Origin of the sequence: Pseudomonas sp. IT-P44 (assembly GCF_949768225.1) — a bacterium.
GTDB classification, from domain to species: Bacteria; Pseudomonadota; Gammaproteobacteria; order Pseudomonadales; family Pseudomonadaceae; genus Aquipseudomonas; species Aquipseudomonas migulae.
This window is the reverse complement of sequence record NZ_CATKQM010000003.1, coordinates 170600-189543: the sequence shown is the minus strand read 5'-3', so window position 1 is coordinate 189543 and position 18944 is coordinate 170600. Positions and strand designations below refer to the sequence as shown.

Here is an 18944-nt window from a genome sequence, read left to right as displayed (position 1 = left end):
CCTTGGTTACTTGGGGCTCTTCCAAGTGACTCGCCGTAAGGGCGAAACCAATAGCCGCCGTCACCGCAGAAATGGATATGCCCCCAGATCAAATCCCGCCCAGCTACCGCATTCACAACATCCGCTTCTTCTTGCGCCGAGCCCACTGCCGACTCACCCACCACCGCCAATACATCATCACCAAACAATACGCGAGCCCCCCCAACACCAGCCCCACCACAACCGACCCCAGCAAAAACGGCTGCCACAGCGTAGACAGCTCGCCGCTGATCCACTCCCAGGTCAACTCATCCGGCAGATGACGAGCCGGGACATCCATCAACCACGCCCCGGTCTGGTACGTACAAAAAAACACCGCAGGCATGGTGATCGGATTAGTCAGCCAGACCAGGCTGACCGCAATCGGCATATTGCCGCGCACGACAATGGCCAGAACCGCCGCCACCAGCATCTGCAGCGGAATCGGCAGGAACGCCGCAAACAAACCCACCGCCATCGCCCGTGCGACCGAGTGACGGTTGAGATGCCAGAGGTTCGGGTCATGCAACAGCGTGCCGAGAAAGCGTAAGGATTTGTGTTCCCTGATGCTGATCGGGTCTGGCATGTAACGTTTGAATAAGCGCCGGGGCATAGGGCTTCTCGGTCGGTTAAGGCGGCAAGTATGTCTGGATTCTATGAGCCGCCCATTCAGACTTTGTGACAATTAATAACGATGCACGTGCCGCGAGCCGGCTATGCCTAGGAGGGGACTCTCAAGGACGGGCGTATGCGCACAGGGATGATGGCGCTGGCGTTGGGTCTGCTGGCCCTGCGTTTTTTGCCGGTATTACCGCCGGTCTGGTTATGGCTGGTGTTGCCCGTAACGGGTTTGATGGCGCTGCCGTTTCGCACGTACCCATTGGCGTTTTTTCTGTTCGGCATCAGTTGGGCCGGCGCAAATGCGCAGTGGGCGCTGGATGATCGTTTGCCAGCGCATCTCGATGGCGAAACCCGTTGGGTCGAAGGGCGGGTGACCGGTTTGCCACAGAGCAATGAAGGGGTTGTGCGTTTCGAACTGGCAGACGCCCGGTCGCGACAGGCAAAAGTGCCGCAACGGATGCGCCTGGCCTGGTATGACGGACCGCCGGTCAACAGTGGTGAGCGCTGGCGGCTCGCGGTGAAGCTGAAGCGTCCTGCCGGGCTGCTCAATCCTCATGCCTTCGATTACGACGCCTGGCTGCTGGCACAACGCATCGGCGCTACCGGAACGATCAAGGACGGTGAACGGCTCAGGGAAGCCCGATGGGCCTGGCGCGACAGCATCCGCCAGCGTTTGCAAACCGTGGATGCCCAAGGGCGAACCGGCGCGTTGATTGCGCTGGTGCTGGGGGATGGCGCCGGGCTGAGTCGTGAGGATTGGCAGGTGCTGCAAGACACCGGCACCGTGCATTTGCTGGTGATTTCCGGACAGCACATCGGTTTGCTGGCGGGGGTGGTTTACCTGCTGATTGCCGGGCTCGCTCGTTATGGGGTGTGGCCGAGCCGTTTGCCGTGGCTGCCATGGGCCTGCGCACTGGCATTCGCCGCCGCCCTTGGTTACGGACTGCTGGCGGGGTTCGAAGTACCGGTGCGGCGGGCCTGCGTGATGATCGGCCTGGTGCTGTTGTGGCGCCTGCGATTTCGTCACCTCGGCGCCTGGTGGCCGCTGTTGCTGGCGCTCAACGCTGTTTTGTTGCTGGATCCGCTGACGAGCCTGCAACCGGGTTTCTGGCTGTCCTTCGCCGCAGTGGCGGTGTTGATCTTCACCTTCGGCGGTCGCTTGGGGCCGTGGCGATGGTGGCAAACCTGGACCCGTGCTCAATGGCTGATCGCGATCGGACTGGGCCCGTTGCTCTTGGTGTTGGGATTGCCGATCAGTCTCAGCGGGCCGGTCGCCAATCTGCTGGCGGTGCCCTGGATCAGTTTGCTGGTATTGCCACCGGCCTTGCTGGGAACCCTGTTGTTGCCGCTGCCGTATGTGGGCGAGGGCTTGTTGTGGCTGGCAGGTGGGCTGATCGACTGGCTGTTCAAGGGCCTTGGGTTGATGGCCGGTCAATTGCCAGCGTGGGTGCCCACGGCGATTCCATTGTGGATATGGGCACTGGGCATGCTCGGCGCGTTTCTTCTGTTAATGCCTCGCGGTGTACCGCTGCGCCCGCTGGGTTGGCCGTTGTTGCTGTTGCTGGTTTTTCCACCACGGCCACTTTTGCCAGAGGGCATCGCCGAAGTCTGGCAACTGGATGTCGGCCAAGGGTTGGCGATTCTGGTGCGGACTCGCCATCACACGCTGCTGTATGACACCGGACCACGCTTCGGCGACTTCGATCTAGGCGAGCGAGTGGTCCTGCCAGCGTTGCGCAAACTCGGCGTGAGCGAACTCGACCTGATGTTGATCAGCCATGCCGACGCCGATCATGCTGGTGGTGCGCGAGCGGTTGCCAATGGTTTGCCGATAAAGCTGGTGCTCAGCGGTGATCCCTTGGCGCTGCCTGCCGAATTGCACGCCGATGCCTGCGAGAGTGGCCAGCAATGGACCTGGGACGGCGTGAGGTTTCAGCTCTGGCAATGGCCTTCGGCCACGGACCGCAATCAAAAATCCTGCGTGCTGCAAATCGAAGCCAATGGCGAGCGATTATTGCTGACCGGAGATATCGACAGCGCCGCCGAGCGTGCCCTGCTCGACAGCCCGCTCGCAGTGCCCACCGATTGGTTGCAGGCGCCGCACCACGGTAGCCGCAGCTCGTCGTCGATGGCGTTGCTCACTGCGTTGCAACCCAAAGCCGTGCTGATCTCTCGCGGCAACGGCAATTCGTTCGGTCACCCGCACCCCACGGTCATGGCCCGTTATAAAAAGCGCGGTATGGAAATCCATGACAGCGCCGAGCAGGGTGCCATCCGTCTGCACCTCGGACGCTTCCATCCGCCGTGGGCGATGCGTCAAGAACGGCGTTTCTGGCGTTCCACGCAATAACCGCGAGTTATGAAAGCCCGACCGGATGCGACATCACGGTCTTCGGTGCATCGACCCCCTATGTTAGAGTGGCGCACTTTTTCGAGGGGACTGTCACTGTGTGGGAATTGGTCAAATCCGGCGGCTGGATGATGCTGCCGATCATTCTGAGTTCCATCGCGGCCATGGCGATCGTCGCCGAGCGTCTCTGGACCCTGCGCGCCAGTCGTGTGACCCCGGAGCACTTGCTCGGGCAGGTCTGGGTGTGGATCAAGGACAAGCAACTCAATAAAGAAAAACTCAAGGAATTGCGCGCCAATTCGCCATTGGGCGAGATTCTGGCGGCAGGCCTGGCCAACTCCAGACATGGTCGCGAGATCATGAAAGAGTGCATCGAAGAAGCCGCCGCGCGGGTGATTCACGAACTCGAACGCTACATCAATGCGCTGGGCACCATCGCCGCCATGGCGCCGTTGCTGGGTTTGCTCGGCACCGTGCTGGGCATGATCGATATTTTCAGCGCGTTCATGGGGACGGGCATGGGCACCAATGCCGCCGTGTTGGCCGGTGGTATTTCGAAGGCCTTGATCACCACGGCTGCTGGTCTGATGGTCGGTATCCCTGCGGTATTTTTCCACCGTTTCCTGCAACGCCGCATCGATGAGCTGGTGGTGGGCATGGAGCAGGAAGCGATCAAGCTGGTCGAGGTGGTACAGGGTGATCGTGACGTGGACCTGACCGAGGGCAAAAAAGCGTGAAATTCCGCCGCAAACCGCGGGAAACGGTCGACATCAACCTCGCGTCGCTGATCGACGTGGTGTTTATCCTGCTGCTGTTTTTCGTCGTGACCACTACCTTCACCCGTGAAACCCAGTTGCGCGTCGATCTGCCCGAAGCGGTCAGCGGTTCGCCTGCCGAAGACCAGCAGGTCAAACATCTGGACGTGGCCATCAGCGCCGAAGGCGTGTTCTCGGTGAACAATCAGGTCTTGCAGAAGAACGATCTGACCGCGCTCATGGACGCGTTGCAAAAAGAATCCAACGGTGACACCAACCTGCCGCTGTCGATCAGTGCGGACGGCAAGACCCAGCATCAATCGGTCATCACCGCCATGGACGCCGCCGGCAAACTCGGCTTCAGTCACCTGCGCATGACCACTGTCGAGGCGGCGCAGCCCGCGCCCTGATGGCCATGTCCGATCGCTTGCTCGCCGCGTGGTACCAGGGTCATCCGGCCCTGAAGCTGTTGCAGCCGCTGGAGTGGCTGTACCGGCGCGTGGTGATGAACAAGCGCAAACGCTTTCTGGCGGGTGAGGGCGAGATTTATCAGCCACCGGTGCCGCTGATCGTCGTCGGCAACATCACGGTGGGCGGCACCGGCAAGACGCCGCTGATTCTGTGGATGATCCAGCATTGTCAGCGCAGCGGCTTGCGGGTCGGCGTGGTCAGCCGTGGTTATGGCGCCAAACCGCCGCAACTGCCATGGCGCGTCGAGGCCGATCAAAGCGCCGACATCGCCGGCGATGAACCGCTGCTGATCGTCCAGCGTACCGGCGTTCCGTTGATGATCGACCCGGACCGCAGCAGTGCGGTCAAAGCGCTGCTGGCGAGCGAACCTCTGGACCTGATTCTCTCCGACGACGGCATGCAACATTACCGTTTGGCCCGCGACCTTGAGCTGGTGTTGATTGACGCCGCCCGAGGCCTGGGCAACCAGCGCTGCCTGCCTGCGGGACCGTTGCGCGAACCGGTCGAACGCCTGCAAAGCGTTGACGCGGTGCTGTTCAACGGCGCTACTGATGATCGCGACAACGGTTTTGCCTTCCAGCTGCAACCCACGGAACTGGTCAACCTGCACAGCGGCGAACGCCGTCCCCTTGACCACTTCCCAGCAGGCCAGGCGCTGCATGCCGTGGCCGGGATCGGCAATCCGCAGCGTTTCTTCACGACCCTCGAAACGCTACACTGGCAGCCAGTCCCGCATGCATTTGCCGACCACGCCGAGTACAGCGTGCAGGCCTTGAATTTCACACCGTCATTGCCTTTGGTGATGACCGAAAAGGACGCGGTGAAGTGCCGTGCCTTCGCCGCCGCCGATTGGTGGTACCTGGCGGTCGATGCTGCGCCATCGCCGGCCTTCGTGGCCTGGTTCGATACGCAGTTGATGCGCCTGTTGCCGGCTCGACTTTTGCCTTAAACCGTTTATATCCAGGGAATGCTCATGGACACCAAATTGCTCGACATCCTCGCTTGCCCGGTCTGCAAAGGCCCGCTCAAGCTCAGCGCCGACAAAACCGAGCTGATCAGCAAGGGCGCCGGCCTGGCGTACCCGATTCGCGACGGCATCCCGGTGATGCTCGAAACCGAAGCTCGCACGCTGACCACCGACGAGCGTCTGGATAAATGACCACAGCCTTTACCGTCGTCATTCCATCGCGTTACGCCTCGACCCGCCTGCCGGGCAAACCGCTGCTGCTGATCGCCGGCAAGCCGATGATCCAGCACGTCTGGGAACAAGCGTGCAAAAGCAGCGCCGAGCGTGTGGTGGTTGCCACTGACGATGCGCGCATTGTCGAGGCGTGCATTGCGTTTGGTGCCGACGTGGTGCTGACCCGCGAAGACCACAATTCCGGCACGGACCGTTTGGCTGAAGTCGCTGCAAAACTCGGTCTGGCGTCCGACGCGATTGTGGTCAACGTGCAGGGTGACGAACCGCTGATCCCGCCAAGCGTGATCGATCAGGTCGCGGCCAACCTCGCGGCCCACACCGAAGCGCGCATGGCCACGCTGGCCGAGCCGATCGAAGATGTCGAAACCCTGTTCAACCCCAACGTGGTCAAGGTGGTCAGCGACCTCAATGGCCTGGCGCTGACGTTCAGTCGCGCGACGTTGCCATGGGCTCGGGACGCGTTCGCGAAAACTCGCGACGTGCTGCCGGAAGGCGTGCCGTATCGCCGCCATATCGGCATCTATGCCTACCGCGCCGGTTTCCTGCATGACTTCGTCAGCTGGGGCCCGTGCTGGCTGGAAAACACCGAATCCCTGGAACAGCTGCGTGCGCTGTGGCACGGCGTGCGGATTCACGTCGCCGACGCGCTGATCGCACCGCCCACCGGCGTCGATACGGCTGAAGACCTCGAGCGCGTTCGTCGCCTGCTGGAGGCCTGATGCGGGTTTTGTTCGTTTGCCTGGGCAACATCTGCCGTTCACCCACGGCCGAAGGTGTGCTGCGGCACAAATTGCGTGAAGCGGGGCTGGCCGATCAAGTCGAAGTCGCCTCCGCCGGCACCGGTGGCTGGCATGTCGGCAAGGCTCCGGACAAACGTAGCCAGGCCGCGGCCAAGCTGCGCGGTTACGACCTGTCGATGCAGCGCGCCCAGCAAGTGACCCGCGCCGATTTTTCCACGTACGACCTGATCCTGGCGATGGACAACAGCAACCTGAGTGACCTCATGGCGCTGCAACCTGCCAAGGGCAAGTCCAAGGCCGAATTGGACCTGTTCCTGCGCCGCTACCAGTCGCCAGTCGATGAAGTGCCGGACCCTTACTACGATGGCAACCAAGGTTTTGAGCAGGTGCTCGACTTGATCGAAAGCGCTTGTGATCGACTGGTGATCGAATTGAAGGGCCGGTTATGAGTTTGCAGGTTCAGCCACAGGTTTCGCTCAAGCCTTACAACAGCTTTGGCGTGGACGTTCAGGCGCGCTTGTTTGCCGAGGCTCACAGCGATGCCGACGTACGCGAGGCGCTGGCCTATGCGGTGGAGCATGACGTGCCGCTGCTGGTGATCGGTGGTGGCAGCAACCTGCTGCTGACCGCCGACATCCAGTCGCTGGTGTTGCGCATGGCCACCCGCGGGATTCGTATCCTGAGCGACGACGGCAGCAAGGTCGTCATCGAAGCCGAGGCCGGCGAGCCTTGGCATCCGTTTGTGCAACACACCTTGGCGCAGGGGTTGTCGGGTCTGGAAAATCTCAGCCTGATCCCCGGCACCGTCGGCGCGGCACCGATGCAGAACATTGGCGCCTATGGCGTCGAGATCAAGGACGTGTTCGCCGGCCTGACCGCGCTGGATCGCCAGACTGGCGAGCTGCGCGACTTCACGCTGGCCGAATGCAACTTCGCTTACCGCGACAGCCTGTTCAAACAGGAACCGGGGCGCTGGTTGATCCTGCGGGTTCGGTTCGCCCTGGACCGTGCCGAGCACTTGCATCTGGAGTACGGCCCGGTGCGTCAGCGTCTGACCGAGCAAGGCATCGATCACCCGACCGCCACCGACGTCAGCCAGGCGATTTGCAGCATCCGCAACGAAAAGCTTCCGGACCCGGCGGTGCTTGGTAACGCCGGCAGCTTCTTCAAAAATCCCTTGGTGTCGGCTGCACTGGTCACTCGGCTCAAAGGCGAATACCCGGACCTGGTGGCTTACGCGCAACCCGACGGGCAGATGAAACTGGCTGCGGGCTGGCTGATCGAGCGGGCAGGGTGGAAAGGTTTTCGCGAGGCCGACGCAGGCGTGCATAAGTTGCAGGCGCTGGTGCTGGTCAACTACGGGGCCGCGACTGGCCTGCAGTTGCTGAACCTGGCACAGCGCATCCAAAAGGACATTTCAGATCGTTTCCATGTCGATCTGGAAATGGAGCCCAATCAGTATTGAGGCTACGCTTTCAAGGCTGATCTCAAAGCCCTGCACATCTTCGATTGTGCAGGGCTTTTTTGTTAATGCTGGGTTAACTTAGCCCCCTAACGATGCAAGCATTTGCTCCATCAAGGGCCCGATGCAGACATCTCCGTCCGCATAAGAGAGCCTCATTAGCCTGAGTCGATCTGCGTGATGCCAACCGCTAATCCCCCAGCGGCAGATTGCTCGACCCCATAACCCATACCACTATGCGGGCGTGCCCATGATTACCCTGAAACTCAATGGTCAAGACCATCAACTCGATGTCACCGAGGACATGCCGCTGCTCTGGGCCATCCGCGACGTGGCCGGTTACAACGGCACCAAGTTCGGCTGCGGCATGGGCCTGTGCGGCGCCTGCACCATTCACATCGAAGGCGCCCCGGCGCGCAGTTGCATCACGCCGATCGGCTCGGTAGTCGGTCAGAACGTCAGCACCATCGACAACCTGCACGCCGACCCGGTCGGGCAAATCGTGCAGCAAGCCTGGCTCGACACCGCCGTCGCCCAGTGCGGTTACTGCCAGGGCGGGCAGATCATGTCCGCCACCGCATTGCTCAAGACCAACCCGAACCCGAGCGACGAACAGATCGAAGAGGCGATGGTCGGCAATATTTGCCGTTGCGGCACCTACAACCGCATCAAGACCGCCATCCGCCAGGCATCCACTCACCTGAAGGAAGCCAAGGCATGAGCCAGTTCCCGAATGATTTCGCCCTGAGTAACCTCAGCCGTCGCGGTTTCCTCAAAGGCGTCGGTGCCACCAGTGCGCTGGTGGTCGCCGCGAGTTGGGGCTGGCAGGACGCGTTCGCAGCCGAGAAGGAAAAGAAATTCGGCGCCGACGGCATGCCCAACGGCTGGATCGATGATCCGAAGGTGTACGTCAGCATCGCTGCGGATGGCACCGTGACCGTGGTTTGCAACCGTTCGGAAATGGGCCAGGGCGTACGCACCAGCCTGACCATGGTCGTGGCCGATGAACTTGAAGCCGACTGGGCGCTGGTGAAAGTGCAGCAGGCGCCGGGCGATGAAGTGCGCTTCGGCAACCAGGACACCGACGGTTCGCGCAGCATGCGCCACTGGTACGAGCCGATGCGCCGCTGCGGTGCTGCCGCGCGGACCATGCTCGAACAGGCGGCCGCCGAACAGTGGAAAGTCCCGGTCGGCGAGTGCCACGCGCAATTGCACAAAGTCATCCATAAACCGAGCGGTCGTGAACTGGGTTACGGCGCGCTCGCCGTCGCTGCCGGTGCGCTGGCGGTGCCGGCACGTGACAGCCTGCGGCTCAAGGAGCCGTCAGAATTCCGCTATATCGGCAAGGAAGGCACCAAGGCCATCGACGGTGCTGACATCGTCAACGGTCGCGCGATCTACGGTGCCGACGTGCATATCGACGGCATGCTTTACGCCGCAATTGCACGTCCGACGGTGTACGGCGGCAAGGTCAAATCCGTGGATGACAGCGCTGCGCTGAAAGTCCCCGGGGTGGTCAAAGTCATCCAGATCGAAGGCCGTCCGCTGCCCTCGGAGTTTCAGCCGTTGGGCGGCGTGGCGGTGGTGGCCAGCAATACGTGGGCGGCGATCAAGGGCCGCGATGCACTGAAAATCGAATGGGACGACGGCCCCAACGCCAGTTACGACTCGATCGCCTACCGCAAGGAAATTGAAGCGGCGTCGCTCAAGCCCGGCAAAGTGGTGCGCAATACCGGCAACATCGACCAGGCCATGAGCGGCGCCGACAGCACCCTCGAAGCCTCTTACTATCTGCCGCACCTGACGCAAGCGCCGATGGAACCGATGGTCGCCATCGCCCGTTTCAAGGATGGCGTGTGCGAAGCCTGGGCGCCAAGCCAGGCGCCGCAGGTCACCCGTGAACGAATCGGCGAACGCCTGGGCATTCCGTTCGATAACGTCACCTTCCACGTCACCCTGCTCGGCGGCGGTTTCGGCCGCAAGTCCAAGCCGGACTTCATCATCGAAGCGGCGATCCTCGCCAAGGAATTCCCCGGTAAGGCGGTGCGGGTGCAATGGACTCGTGAAGACGACATCCATTGTTCGTATTTCCACACCGTCTCCGCTGAATACCTGAAGGCCAGCCTGAACAAGGACGGCTTGCCGTCGGGTTGGTTGCACCGCACGGTCGCGCCGAGTATCACCGCGCTGTTCGCGCCGGGCATGAACCATGAGGCCGCTTTCGAGCTGGGCATGGGCTTCACCAACATGGCTTACGCGATCCCCAACGTGCGCCTGGAGAACCCGGAAGCGGCGATTCATACGCGGGTCGGCTGGTATCGCTCGGTGTCGAACATTCCTCACGGCTTCGCGATCCAGTGCTTTGTCGATGAGTTGGCGCACAAGGCCAAACAGGATCCGCTCAAGTACCAGATCAAATTGCTCGGTCCGGACCGTCAGATCGATCCGCGTACGTTGAGTGAAGAGTGGAACTACGGCGAGTCGCCCGAACGCTATCCGATCGACACCGGGCGCATGCGCACCGTCCTTGAAACCGCCGCGAAAGCCGCGGGTTGGGGGCGAGAGTTGCCGAAGGGCCGAGGCCTGGGACTGGCGGTGCATTACAGCTTTGTCACTTACGTGGCGGCGGTGATCGAGGTCGAAGTCAAAGATGACGGCACGTTGATCGTGCACAAGGCCGATATTGCGGTGGATTGCGGCCCGCAGATCAACCCCGAGCGAATTCGCTCGCAGTTCGAAGGCGCTTGTGTGATGGGGCTGGGCAACGCGGTGCTGGGCGAGATCAGTTTCAAGGACGGCAAGGTCCAGCAAGACAACTTCCACATGTACGAAGTGGCGCGCATGTCCCTGGCGCCGAAGGAAGTTGCCGTGCATCTGGTCACGCCGCCGGGCGCGGTGCCGTTGGGCGGTGTCGGTGAACCTGGCGTGCCGCCGATTGCGCCGGCGCTGTGCAATGCGATTTTCGCCGCCACCGGCAAACGCATCCGCAACTTGCCGGTTCGTTATCAATTGCAAGGTTGGCAGAAGGCCGAGGCTTGATGGACAGCGTCGATCTGAATGTCCTGCGCAGCGTGCTGGAATGGCGCCGCGCCGGTCAGCGAGTGGTGTTGTACAGCGTGGTCCAGACCTGGGGCACCGCGCCCCGGGCACCTGGCGCGATGTTGGCCTTGCGCGAAGATGGAGTGGTGATCGGTTCGGTGTCCGGTGGTTGTGTCGAGGATGACTTGATCGCCCGGCTGCACGATGGCCGGATTCCGGCTGACGGGCCGCCGGTGCAGTTGATCACTTACGGCGTTACTCGCGAGGAGGCCGCACGGTTTGGCTTGCCGTGCGGCGGCACGTTGCGCCTGACCGAGGAACGAGTCGGCGACCCGACTTGGGTTGCCGGGTTGCTGGCGAGTTGCGAGGCCCATGAAATCACGGCGCGCTCGCTGGATATCGCGAGCGGTGAAGTGACGTTGCAGCCGGCGACCAAGAACGATGCGCTGAGTTTTGACGGCACCACGTTGCGCGCCATTTACGGTCCGCGTTGGCGGTTGTTGTTGATCGGCGCGGGGCAATTGTCCCGTTATGTTGCCGAGATGGCGCGGCTGCTGGATTTCGAAGTGCTGATCTGCGATCCACGCACCGAGTTCGTCTACGGCTGGGAAGAACAGCACGGGCGCTTCGTATCCGGTATGCCGGACGAAGCGGTGCTGAACATCCAGACCGACGAACGCACGGCCATCGTCGCGCTGACTCACGATCCGCGTCTGGATGACATGGCGTTGCTGACGGCGCTAGATTCCAGTGCGTTTTACGTCGGTGCGCTGGGTTCGCGGGTCAACAGCCTGAAGCGCCGGGAAAACCTCGCTCAGCTAGGCTTGTCCCAAGAGGCCATCGAGCGCTTGCACGGCCCGATCGGCCTGCACATCGGCAGCCATTCCCCGGCGGAAATCGCCTTGTCGCTGCTGGCGGAAATTGTCGCGATCAAGAACGGCGTCGAGCTGAAACAGAAGAAGCCGTTGCAGGAGGAGGCATGAGCGGGCCAATCGGCGTCATCGTGTTGGCGGCGGGGCAGGGCACTCGGTTTCGACAGGTGGCGGGGGCCGACAGGGACAAGTTGTTGGCGGACTGTACGGGGCGCGATGGCGGCGTTCGTTCGGTGATCGAGCAGGTGCTGGTGAGTTTGCCGGCCACGCTGGCGAAGCGCGTGCTGGTGACGACCGAAGATCGCCCGCAAGTGGCTCGTATGGCTCAGGCGTATGGTTTCGAGATTGTGCTGGTGGAATCCTCCGGCATGGGCGACAGCATTGCAGCGGGGGTGGCAGCGTGCCCGCAGCTCGGTGGCTGGTTGATTGTGTTGGGGGATATGCCGTTCATTCTGCCGTCGACGGTTGAGCAGGTGTTGGCGGGGATTTCTGATGATGGGATCAGCGTACCGGTGATGAATGGCGAATACGGCCATCCGGTTGGTTTCGGGCGAACGTTTGGACCGGGGTTGATGGCGTTATCGGGTGATCGCGGGGCCAAGCCGTTGTTTGCGTCGGCGCGGGTGGTTGAGGTGGCGGTGGAGGATGTCGGGGTGTTGTGGGATGTGGATGTGCCTGAGGCGTTGGTTTTCGCCTGATACACCGCTTTCGCGGGCAAGCCTCGCTCCTACAGTGATCGGCGGAAAACCTGTAGGAGCGAGGCTTGCCCGCGAAGAACGATAACGCGGTCTAACTGTGGAACCGCCGGCATAAAAAAGCCCCGCCTGGGTTACCAGGCGGGGCTTTTTAGTAGCCGATGGAATCAGACGAGAGGTTTAGGCTCGTGCTCTTTTTCCTGGGCTTGCTCGTGTTGCTCTACCGCTTCCTGAACGGAGCGTGGAGCTTCGTCGATCACGGAGTCAGCTGGCTCGGCAGCCACTTCAGCAGCCGGGGCAGGAGCAGCCTCGACGACTTCAGCAACAACCGGTGCCACTTCGACAGCGGCCGGAGCAGCAGCGGCAGCCAGTTCGGCTTCCTTCTGCAGGCGCTCTTCTTCACGCTTGCGACGACGCACTTCACGCGGGTCGTTAGGTGCGCGGCCACTTGGTGTCAGGGCGCTGGCCGGGGCAGCTTCAACCACTGGTGCAGCCACTTCGGCGACAACAGGGGCTTCAACAACCGGAGCCACTTCTGGTTCGGCAGCCACAACAACAGGCTCGACAACCGCAACTTCAGCGACTGGCGCTGGCGTTTCGACCGCTACCGGCTCGGCAACCCAGTTGAAAGCGGTTTGCTCTTCGCGAACTTCACGAACGGTTTCGGTCACGGTTTCAGCGACGGTTTCAACAACCGGCTCTGCAACCACGGCAGGCGTTTCAGCAACAACGGCAGGCTCAGCGGCAGCTTCGACTTCAGGCTGTGCTTCACGAACCGGAGCCACTTCGACTTCCGGAGCAGCAGTTACTTCTACAGGCGTGGTCGCTTCAACGACTGGCGCTTCGACTGGAGCAGTTTCCAGTGTGGCGGCAGTGGCGCGTTCGGCTTGCTCGTTGGCCTGTGCTTCGGCCGGAGCGCTGATCACGGTGCTGGCAACGGCTGCGGTAACAGCCAGGCCTGCGGCCAGATCGGCAGCGCTTGGTGCTTCGGCGCCTTCGTTACCTTCGGCGGACTCGGATTCTTCCGAACCTTCGATCACGTTGCCGTTGGCATCGCGTTGACGCTCGCGACGGTTGCTGCGACGACGCTGGCCACGGGAGCGGCGGCGTGGACGATCGCCTTCGGCGCCTTCCTGACCGTCTTCCTGCAGTTGCTCTTCGTTGCCAGTCAGCTCTTCTTCAGCAACGGCGGCAGCGGCTTGCTCGGCGCGTGGTTGACGCTCTTCACGCGGTGGACGTGGCGCACGCTCTTCGCGTGGCTGACGAGCTGGACGCTCTTCAGCAGTAGCGGTAGCGGCAGCAGCCGGAGCGGCGGCGTCCAGTGGTTCACGCAGTTCACGAACACGTTCTTCACGCTCGCCACGTGGCTTGCGATCTTCACGAGGCGCGCGCGGTGCACGTTCTTCGCGAGGGGCGCGTGGTGCGCGCTCTTCACGTGGAGCGCGTTCTTCGCGAGCGACTGCCGGGGTTTCTTCACGGGCTTCGCGTGGCTCACGTGGTGCGCGTTCTTCACGCGGTGCACGTTCCTCGCGAGGCTTGCGTTCTTCATCGCGGCGACCGTTACGGTTGCGGCTCTGCTGACGGCCGTTACGACGCTCTTCGTTGCGAGCCGGGCGCTCGGTGGTCGCTGGTTTTTCAACCACAACCGGAGCAGCAGGCTCTTCTTTGGTAGCGAACAGGCTGACCAGCGACTTCACCAGGCCTTTGAACAGGCTTGGCTCTGGCGCGGCGGCCGGTGCAGCAACCGGTGCGGCGACGACTTCGGTCGGAACCGGAGCGTTGGCGCGGGCCGGCGCAGTCTTGACCGCGGCTTCCTGGCGAACCAGGGTGCGGGTCGCAGCGGCTGGCTGGACTTCTTCGACTTCGGCAGCGGCAGCAGCGATTTCGTAGCTGGACTGGTTGATGCTGGCTTCCGGGCTGTCATCACGCAGGCGCTGAACTTCGAAGTGCGGCGTTTCGAGGTGATCGTTCGGCAGAATGACGATGCGGGCACGGGTGCGCAGTTCTATCTTGGTGATCGAGTTGCGTTTTTCGTTAAGCAGGAAGGCTGCGACCGGAATTGGCACTTGTGCGCGAACTTCGGCGGTGCGGTCTTTCAGGGCTTCTTCTTCGATCAGGCGCAGGATCGCCAGCGACAGCGATTCAACATCACGGATGATGCCGGTGCCGTTGCAACGCGGGCAAACGATGCCGCTGCTTTCGCCGAGCGATGGACGCAGGCGCTGACGGGACATTTCCAGCAGGCCGAAGCGCGAGATGCGGCCAACCTGCACGCGAGCGCGGTCGGCTTCCAGGCATTCGCGGACTTTCTCTTCCACGGCGCGCTGGTTCTTGGCAGGGGTCATGTCGATGAAGTCGATGACGATCAGGCCGCCGATGTCGCGCAGGCGCAACTGACGGGCGATTTCTTCGGCGGCTTCAAGGTTGGTCTGCAGGGCGGTTTCTTCGATGTCGCTGCCTTTGGTGGCGCGCGCCGAGTTGATGTCGATGGACACCAGGGCTTCGGTCGGATCGATAACGATGGAACCACCGGAAGGCAGCTCGACGACGCGCTGGAAAGCGGTCTCGATCTGGCTTTCGATCTGGAAACGGTTGAACAGCGGAACGCTGTCTTCGTACAGCTTGATCTTGCTGGCGTACTGCGGCATCACCTGACGGATGAAGGTCAGGGCTTCGTCCTGGGCTTCAACGCTGTCGATCAGCACTTCGCCGATGTCCTGGCGCAGGTAATCGCGGATGGCGCGGATGATCACGTTGCTTTCCTGGTAGATCAGGAACGGCGCGGAGCGATCCAGCGAGGCTTCTTTGATGGCGGTCCAGAGTTGCAGCAGGTAATCAAGGTCCCACTGCATTTCTTCGCTGCTGCGGCCCAGGCCGGCAGTGCGCACGATCAGACCCATGTCGGCCGGTGCAACCAGACCGTTCAGGGCTTCACGCAGTTCGTTGCGCTCTTCACCTTCGATGCGACGGGAGATACCGCCGGCACGCGGGTTGTTCGGCATCAGAACCAGGTAACGACCGGCCAGGCTGATGAAGGTGGTCAGGGCTGCGCCCTTGTTGCCACGTTCTTCTTTTTCAACCTGAACGATGACTTCCTGGCCTTCGCTCAGGACGTCTTTGATGTTGACGCGGCCTTCAGGGGCTTTCTTGAAGTATTCGCGGGAGATTTCTTTGAGGGGCAGGAAGCCGTGGCGCTCGGAGCCGAAATCGACAAAGGCAGCCTCAAGGCTTGGTTCGATGCGAGTAATCCGGCCTTTATAGATGTTGGCCTTCTTCTGCTCGCGTGCACCGGATTCGATGTCCAGGTCGTAGAGGCGTTGGCCATCTACCAGTGCAACACGCAACTCTTCGGGTTGAGTTGCGTTAATCAGCATTCTTTTCATGTAGTACCGTCGGTTTCCGGGCTGCCGGAAACGGCGTTCGGCACACACGACTTCTCATGGTCGGTGTCAGGTGCGTCGGGAGTGGTTGGCCATTCCCGTGTCTAGCGAAGTCCGGCCAATGTGGGCCTTCGTCGCGACGTACGCGTCCTGCTTGCTGTGGCTACTTAAGCACTCAGTCAGGAGGAGGAATCAACCGGCGGCTGTGGACGAGATGAAGCGTCTTGATAAAGCCTATTGCTACACAGTCCAGCGGTTGTGCATCTCCACCCTACACGTATCCCTGATAATTCGGGTGCTGCCGCGCGCAGAATCCGCAGCGGGTTGGCATTTACCGTGAGCTCCGAAAGGGGAGGTCACGCATCATGGCTAATTTAGGCGTTGTTTCCGAAGCGTTCGCTCGGGGTCATTCGCAGCTGACTGCACTTTGTGAACTGGCCGTGAATATGGGCTCGCGTAGCGAGTGAAAACTCTGCTTTGCGGCGTGATTCAGGCCTCATGTCACCTGCGCTCGTTACACCTGCAAACTCCACCGTTACGTAGCGAAAGCGCCGTAGGACGGCCTCGCGTCCTGGTGAATTGCATTGGTCAGGGCCGGTTTTTGACCGTTTGTCCGCTGTCCAGGCCGCTTTTGGCGGCGTTCGCGACTATAGCAGTAATGATTAAGTGCTTCAATTCCATAAAAAATTGATATCATCCGCGCCATGACGACTACTGCCCCCTCGACCCCAGGCGTACAACTGCTTGAGGTCTCGCCGGAATATGCCGGCCAACGTATTGATAACTTCCTTCTCGCTCGGCTCAAAGGCGTGCCCAAGACCTTGATTTACCGCATTTTGCGTAAAGGCGAAGTGCGAGTGAACAAAGGCCGGATCAAGCCCGAATACAAGCTGCAGGCGGGCGATATCGTGCGCGTGCCGCCGGTTCGCGTGCCTGAACGCGACGAACCCGTGCCGCTGGCCCAGGGCTTGCTGCAGCGACTTGAAGCCTCGATTGTCTATGAAGACAAAGCGCTGATCGTGATCAACAAGCCTTGCGGCATTGCGGTTCACGGCGGCAGCGGCCTGACTTACGGCGTGATCGAAGCCTTTCGTCAGTTGCGTCCGGATTGCAAGGAGCTCGAGCTGGTTCACCGCCTTGACCGTGACACCTCCGGCCTGCTGATGATCGCCAAGAAACGCAGCATGCTGCGTCACTTGCACACGGCCTTGCGCGGTGATGGCGTGGACAAGCGCTACATGGCGCTGGTTCGCGGCAACTGGGCGGCATCGATCAAGCAAGTCCGTGCGTCGCTGGGCAAGAGCAATCTGCGCTCCGGCGAGCGGATGGTCGAGGTCGACGAGGAGGAGGGCAAGGAGTCGGTGACCGTGTTCAAGGTTCTGCGTCGATTCGGCGACTTTGCCACCCTGATCGAGGCCAAGCCGATCACCGGTCGGACTCACCAGATCCGTGTTCACACCTTGCACGCCGGGCATTGCATTGCCGGCGACACCAAGTACGGCGATGACGATTTCAGCAAGGAAATCCGCGATCTGGGCGGCAAACGCCTGTTCCTGCATGCGTACATGCTGACCGTGCCGCTGCCGGATGGCGGCGAACTGAAGTTGCAGGCGCCTGTCGACGAGATGTGGGCCAAGACTGTGGAGCGCCTGAGTGCACCCCTCTGATTACAAACTGCTGATTTTCGATTGGGACGGCACGCTGGCTGATTCCATTGGTCGGATTGTCGAAGCAATGCATGTTGCGTCCGAGCGTTCCGGTTTTCAGTTGCGCGATGACTTTGCTGTCAAAGGCATCATCGGTCTGGGCCTGCCGGAGGCGATTCGCACGTTGTACCCCGAGATCAGCGATACCGAACTGGTGGCGTTTCGCGAGCATTATGCGGACCACTACATCGCCTCTGAAGCCGTGCCTTCGCCGTTGTTCGAAGGGGTTGTCGAGTCGATGGAGGCGTTCCGCGCCGAGGGTTATCATTTAGCCGTTGCTACCGGCAAGGCGCGTCGCGGACTGGATCGGGTGCTGAAGGCGCACGGCTGGGAAGATTATTTCGATATCACCCGTGCCGCCGACGAAACCGCCAGCAAACCCCATCCACTGATGCTTGAGCAGATCCTCGCCCATTGCGAAGTTCGCCCGGAGCAAGCGTTGATGGTTGGCGATTCGTCATTCGACCTGCAGATGGCGCGCAACGCCGGCATGGATTCGGTGGCGGTCAGCTACGGCGCGCAATCGATTGAAGCGCTGAAATTGTTCGAGCCGGCGCTGGCCATTGATCGTTTTTCAGAATTGCATGCCTGGCTGAGTCAGCGGGCTTAATTAGTTTTTGCCGGGGTAGATGGCCATGACCGACGAATGGAAAGCGCCCGCCAAGCCGAGCGCAGAGAGCGGTGACGAAAAAAGCTGGAAGCTGCTGGAAAAGACCCTGCTCGCCAGCGTGCAGGAGCAGCGTCGGTCGCGTCGCTGGGGGATTTTCTTCAAATTGCTGACCTTTGTGTACCTGTTTGGCGCACTGGTGCTGTTTACGCCGTTGATGGACATGGAAAAAGCCGCCACTCGCAGCGCTAATTACACTGCGTTGATCGAAGTGACGGGCATGATCGCCGACAAGGAGCCCGCCAGCGCTGACAACATCGTCGGTAGCCTGCGTGCCGCCTTCGAAGATAAGAAGGTCAAGGGTGTCATCCTGCGCATCAACAGTCCGGGCGGCAGTCCGGTGCAGTCCGGCTACGTGTATGACGAGATTCGCCGGTTGCGCGGCCTGAACCCGGACACCAAGGTTTACGCGGTAATCTCCGATCTGGGGGCTTCCGGCGCTTATTACATCGCCAGTGCGGCGGATCAGATTTACGCCGACAAGGCGAGCCTGGTGGGTTCCATTGGCGTGACGGCGGCCGGTTACGGGTTTGTCGGCACCATGGAGAAGCTCGGTGTCGAGCGTCGGACCTATACGTCGGGCGAGCACAAGTCGTTCCTCGATCCGTTCCAGCCGCAGAAGCCTGAGGAAACCCGGTTCTGGCAGGGCGTGCTCGATACGACGCACCAGCAGTTCATCAACAGCGTCAAGACGGGTCGTGGCGACCGGCTCAAGGACAAAGAGCATCCGGAGTTGTTCTCCGGGTTGGTCTGGTCCGGTGAGCAGGCGCTGCCGCTGGGGTTGATCGATGGTCTTGGAAATGCCAGTTCGGTGGCGCGTGATGTGATTGGCGAGAAAGAGCTGGTGGACTTCACTGTTCAGGAATCGCCGTTCGATCGCTTCTCGAAGAAACTGGGCGCCAGCGTGGCTGAGCAGTTGGCGATGTGGATGGGCTTCCAGGGTCCGTCGCTGCGCTGATCTTCCGGC

The 18944-nt window shown here is 61.4% G+C and carries 17 protein-coding genes; 15 read left to right on the top strand and 2 right to left on the bottom strand.

Going from position 1 to position 18944, the window contains the following annotated elements; genetic code table 11:
* Nucleotides 1–112: 112 nt before the first annotated feature.
* A complete protein-coding gene (locus ACM6IO_RS00860) occupies nt 113–631 on the bottom strand; it encodes a DUF2062 domain-containing protein (RefSeq protein WP_414910736.1) in 519 nt (172 codons plus the stop codon).
* A gap of 135 nt (nt 632–766) precedes the next feature.
* Between ACM6IO_RS00860 and ACM6IO_RS00855 the strand changes: the two genes are divergently transcribed.
* The 12 genes from ACM6IO_RS00855 to ACM6IO_RS00800 all read left to right on the top strand — a co-directional run bounded on the left by ACM6IO_RS00855 (nt 767) and on the right by ACM6IO_RS00800 (nt 12227).
* The gene (locus tag ACM6IO_RS00855) at nt 767–2989 is read left to right on the top strand and encodes a DNA internalization-related competence protein ComEC/Rec2 (RefSeq protein ID WP_414910735.1); all 2223 of its coding nucleotides are present in this window, start codon (nt 767–769) and stop codon (nt 2987–2989) included.
* 98 nt (nt 2990–3087) lie between these two features.
* Entirely contained in the window at nt 3088–3726 is a 639-nt protein-coding gene (locus tag ACM6IO_RS00850) for a MotA/TolQ/ExbB proton channel family protein (RefSeq protein WP_008045105.1), read from the top strand.
* Nucleotides 3723–4154 (top strand): ExbD/TolR family protein, encoded by a 432-nt coding sequence (locus ACM6IO_RS00845; RefSeq protein WP_008031559.1) that lies wholly within the window; start codon nt 3723–3725, stop codon nt 4152–4154. The genes ACM6IO_RS00850 and ACM6IO_RS00845 overlap by 4 nt, the downstream gene beginning before the upstream one ends.
* On the top strand, nt 4154–5164 hold the full coding sequence (lpxK, locus tag ACM6IO_RS00840) for a tetraacyldisaccharide 4'-kinase (RefSeq protein ID WP_008045104.1): 1011 nt from the start codon (nt 4154–4156) through the stop codon (nt 5162–5164). Before ACM6IO_RS00845 ends, lpxK begins: the two co-directional genes overlap by 1 nt.
* 24 nt (nt 5165–5188) lie before the next feature.
* Nucleotides 5189–5374, top strand: coding sequence for a Trm112 family protein (locus ACM6IO_RS00835; RefSeq protein ID WP_007945752.1), 186 nt, complete (start codon nt 5189–5191; stop codon nt 5372–5374).
* Nucleotides 5371–6135, top strand: a complete 765-nt coding sequence (gene kdsB / locus ACM6IO_RS00830) for a 3-deoxy-manno-octulosonate cytidylyltransferase (RefSeq protein ID WP_223555051.1) — start codon at nt 5371–5373, stop codon at nt 6133–6135. Before ACM6IO_RS00835 ends, kdsB begins: the two co-directional genes overlap by 4 nt.
* Nucleotides 6135–6605: a low molecular weight protein-tyrosine-phosphatase gene (locus ACM6IO_RS00825; protein ID WP_414910734.1), complete on the top strand. Its 471-nt coding sequence runs from the start codon at nt 6135–6137 to the stop codon at nt 6603–6605. The genes kdsB and ACM6IO_RS00825 overlap by 1 nt, the downstream gene beginning before the upstream one ends.
* Nucleotides 6602–7621: a UDP-N-acetylmuramate dehydrogenase gene (gene murB, locus ACM6IO_RS00820; protein ID WP_414910733.1), complete on the top strand. Its 1020-nt coding sequence runs from the start codon at nt 6602–6604 to the stop codon at nt 7619–7621. The genes ACM6IO_RS00825 and murB overlap by 4 nt, the downstream gene beginning before the upstream one ends.
* A 247-nt stretch (nt 7622–7868) precedes the next feature.
* Nucleotides 7869–8339 (top strand): (2Fe-2S)-binding protein, encoded by a 471-nt coding sequence (locus ACM6IO_RS00815; RefSeq protein WP_008031566.1) that lies wholly within the window; start codon nt 7869–7871, stop codon nt 8337–8339.
* Nucleotides 8336–10657 (top strand): molybdopterin cofactor-binding domain-containing protein, encoded by a 2322-nt coding sequence (locus ACM6IO_RS00810; RefSeq protein ID WP_414910732.1) that lies wholly within the window; start codon nt 8336–8338, stop codon nt 10655–10657. The genes ACM6IO_RS00815 and ACM6IO_RS00810 overlap by 4 nt, the downstream gene beginning before the upstream one ends.
* A complete protein-coding gene (locus ACM6IO_RS00805; protein WP_414910731.1) occupies nt 10657–11640 on the top strand; it encodes an XdhC family protein in 984 nt (327 codons plus the stop codon). The genes ACM6IO_RS00810 and ACM6IO_RS00805 overlap by 1 nt, the downstream gene beginning before the upstream one ends.
* On the top strand, nt 11637–12227 hold the full coding sequence (locus tag ACM6IO_RS00800) for a nucleotidyltransferase family protein (RefSeq protein ID WP_414910730.1): 591 nt from the start codon (nt 11637–11639) through the stop codon (nt 12225–12227). The genes ACM6IO_RS00805 and ACM6IO_RS00800 overlap by 4 nt, the downstream gene beginning before the upstream one ends.
* A gap of 164 nt (nt 12228–12391) precedes the next feature.
* Here the strand turns inward: ACM6IO_RS00800 and rne are convergent, their stop codons facing one another.
* Nucleotides 12392–15607, bottom strand: a complete 3216-nt coding sequence (rne, locus tag ACM6IO_RS00795) for a ribonuclease E (RefSeq protein ID WP_414910729.1) — start codon at nt 15605–15607, stop codon at nt 12392–12394.
* 701 nt (nt 15608–16308) lie between these two features.
* Here rne and rluC point away from each other — a divergent pair.
* From rluC to sppA, 3 genes are read left to right on the top strand one after another with little or no spacing between them, the layout of a single operon-like run.
* Nucleotides 16309–17271 (top strand): 23S rRNA pseudouridine(955/2504/2580) synthase RluC, encoded by a 963-nt coding sequence (rluC, locus tag ACM6IO_RS00790; protein WP_008031576.1) that lies wholly within the window; start codon nt 16309–16311, stop codon nt 17269–17271.
* Nucleotides 17258–17920 carry an HAD-IA family hydrolase gene (locus ACM6IO_RS00785; RefSeq protein WP_008040896.1) on the top strand — a complete coding sequence of 221 codons (663 nt, stop codon included), beginning with the start codon at nt 17258–17260 and terminating at the stop codon, nt 17918–17920. The genes rluC and ACM6IO_RS00785 overlap by 14 nt, the downstream gene beginning before the upstream one ends.
* 25 nt (nt 17921–17945) lie before the next feature.
* The gene (gene sppA, locus ACM6IO_RS00780) at nt 17946–18935 is read left to right on the top strand and encodes a signal peptide peptidase SppA (RefSeq protein ID WP_008031583.1); all 990 of its coding nucleotides are present in this window, start codon (nt 17946–17948) and stop codon (nt 18933–18935) included.
* Nucleotides 18936–18944: the final 9 nt, after the last annotated feature.

Coding starts and splice junctions, on each gene's coding strand:
- ACM6IO_RS00805 (WP_414910731.1), top strand. CDS start 10,657: ATGGACAGCGTCGATCTGAATGTCCTGCGCAGCGTGCTGGAATGGCGC.
- ACM6IO_RS00810 (WP_414910732.1), top strand. CDS start 8,336: ATGAGCCAGTTCCCGAATGATTTCGCCCTGAGTAACCTCAGCCGTCGC.
- rne (WP_414910729.1), bottom strand. CDS start 15,607: ATGAAAAGAATGCTGATTAACGCAACTCAACCCGAAGAGTTGCGTGTT.
- ACM6IO_RS00815 (WP_008031566.1), top strand. CDS start 7,869: ATGATTACCCTGAAACTCAATGGTCAAGACCATCAACTCGATGTCACC.
- ACM6IO_RS00835 (WP_007945752.1), top strand. CDS start 5,189: ATGGACACCAAATTGCTCGACATCCTCGCTTGCCCGGTCTGCAAAGGC.
- ACM6IO_RS00855 (WP_414910735.1), top strand. CDS start 767: ATGCGCACAGGGATGATGGCGCTGGCGTTGGGTCTGCTGGCCCTGCGT.
- lpxK (WP_008045104.1), top strand. CDS start 4,154: ATGGCCATGTCCGATCGCTTGCTCGCCGCGTGGTACCAGGGTCATCCG.
- sppA (WP_008031583.1), top strand. CDS start 17,946: ATGACCGACGAATGGAAAGCGCCCGCCAAGCCGAGCGCAGAGAGCGGT.
- rluC (WP_008031576.1), top strand. CDS start 16,309: ATGACGACTACTGCCCCCTCGACCCCAGGCGTACAACTGCTTGAGGTC.
- ACM6IO_RS00860 (WP_414910736.1), bottom strand. CDS start 631: ATGCCCCGGCGCTTATTCAAACGTTACATGCCAGACCCGATCAGCATC.
- kdsB (WP_223555051.1), top strand. CDS start 5,371: ATGACCACAGCCTTTACCGTCGTCATTCCATCGCGTTACGCCTCGACC.
- ACM6IO_RS00825 (WP_414910734.1), top strand. CDS start 6,135: ATGCGGGTTTTGTTCGTTTGCCTGGGCAACATCTGCCGTTCACCCACG.
- murB (WP_414910733.1), top strand. CDS start 6,602: ATGAGTTTGCAGGTTCAGCCACAGGTTTCGCTCAAGCCTTACAACAGC.
- ACM6IO_RS00800 (WP_414910730.1), top strand. CDS start 11,637: ATGAGCGGGCCAATCGGCGTCATCGTGTTGGCGGCGGGGCAGGGCACT.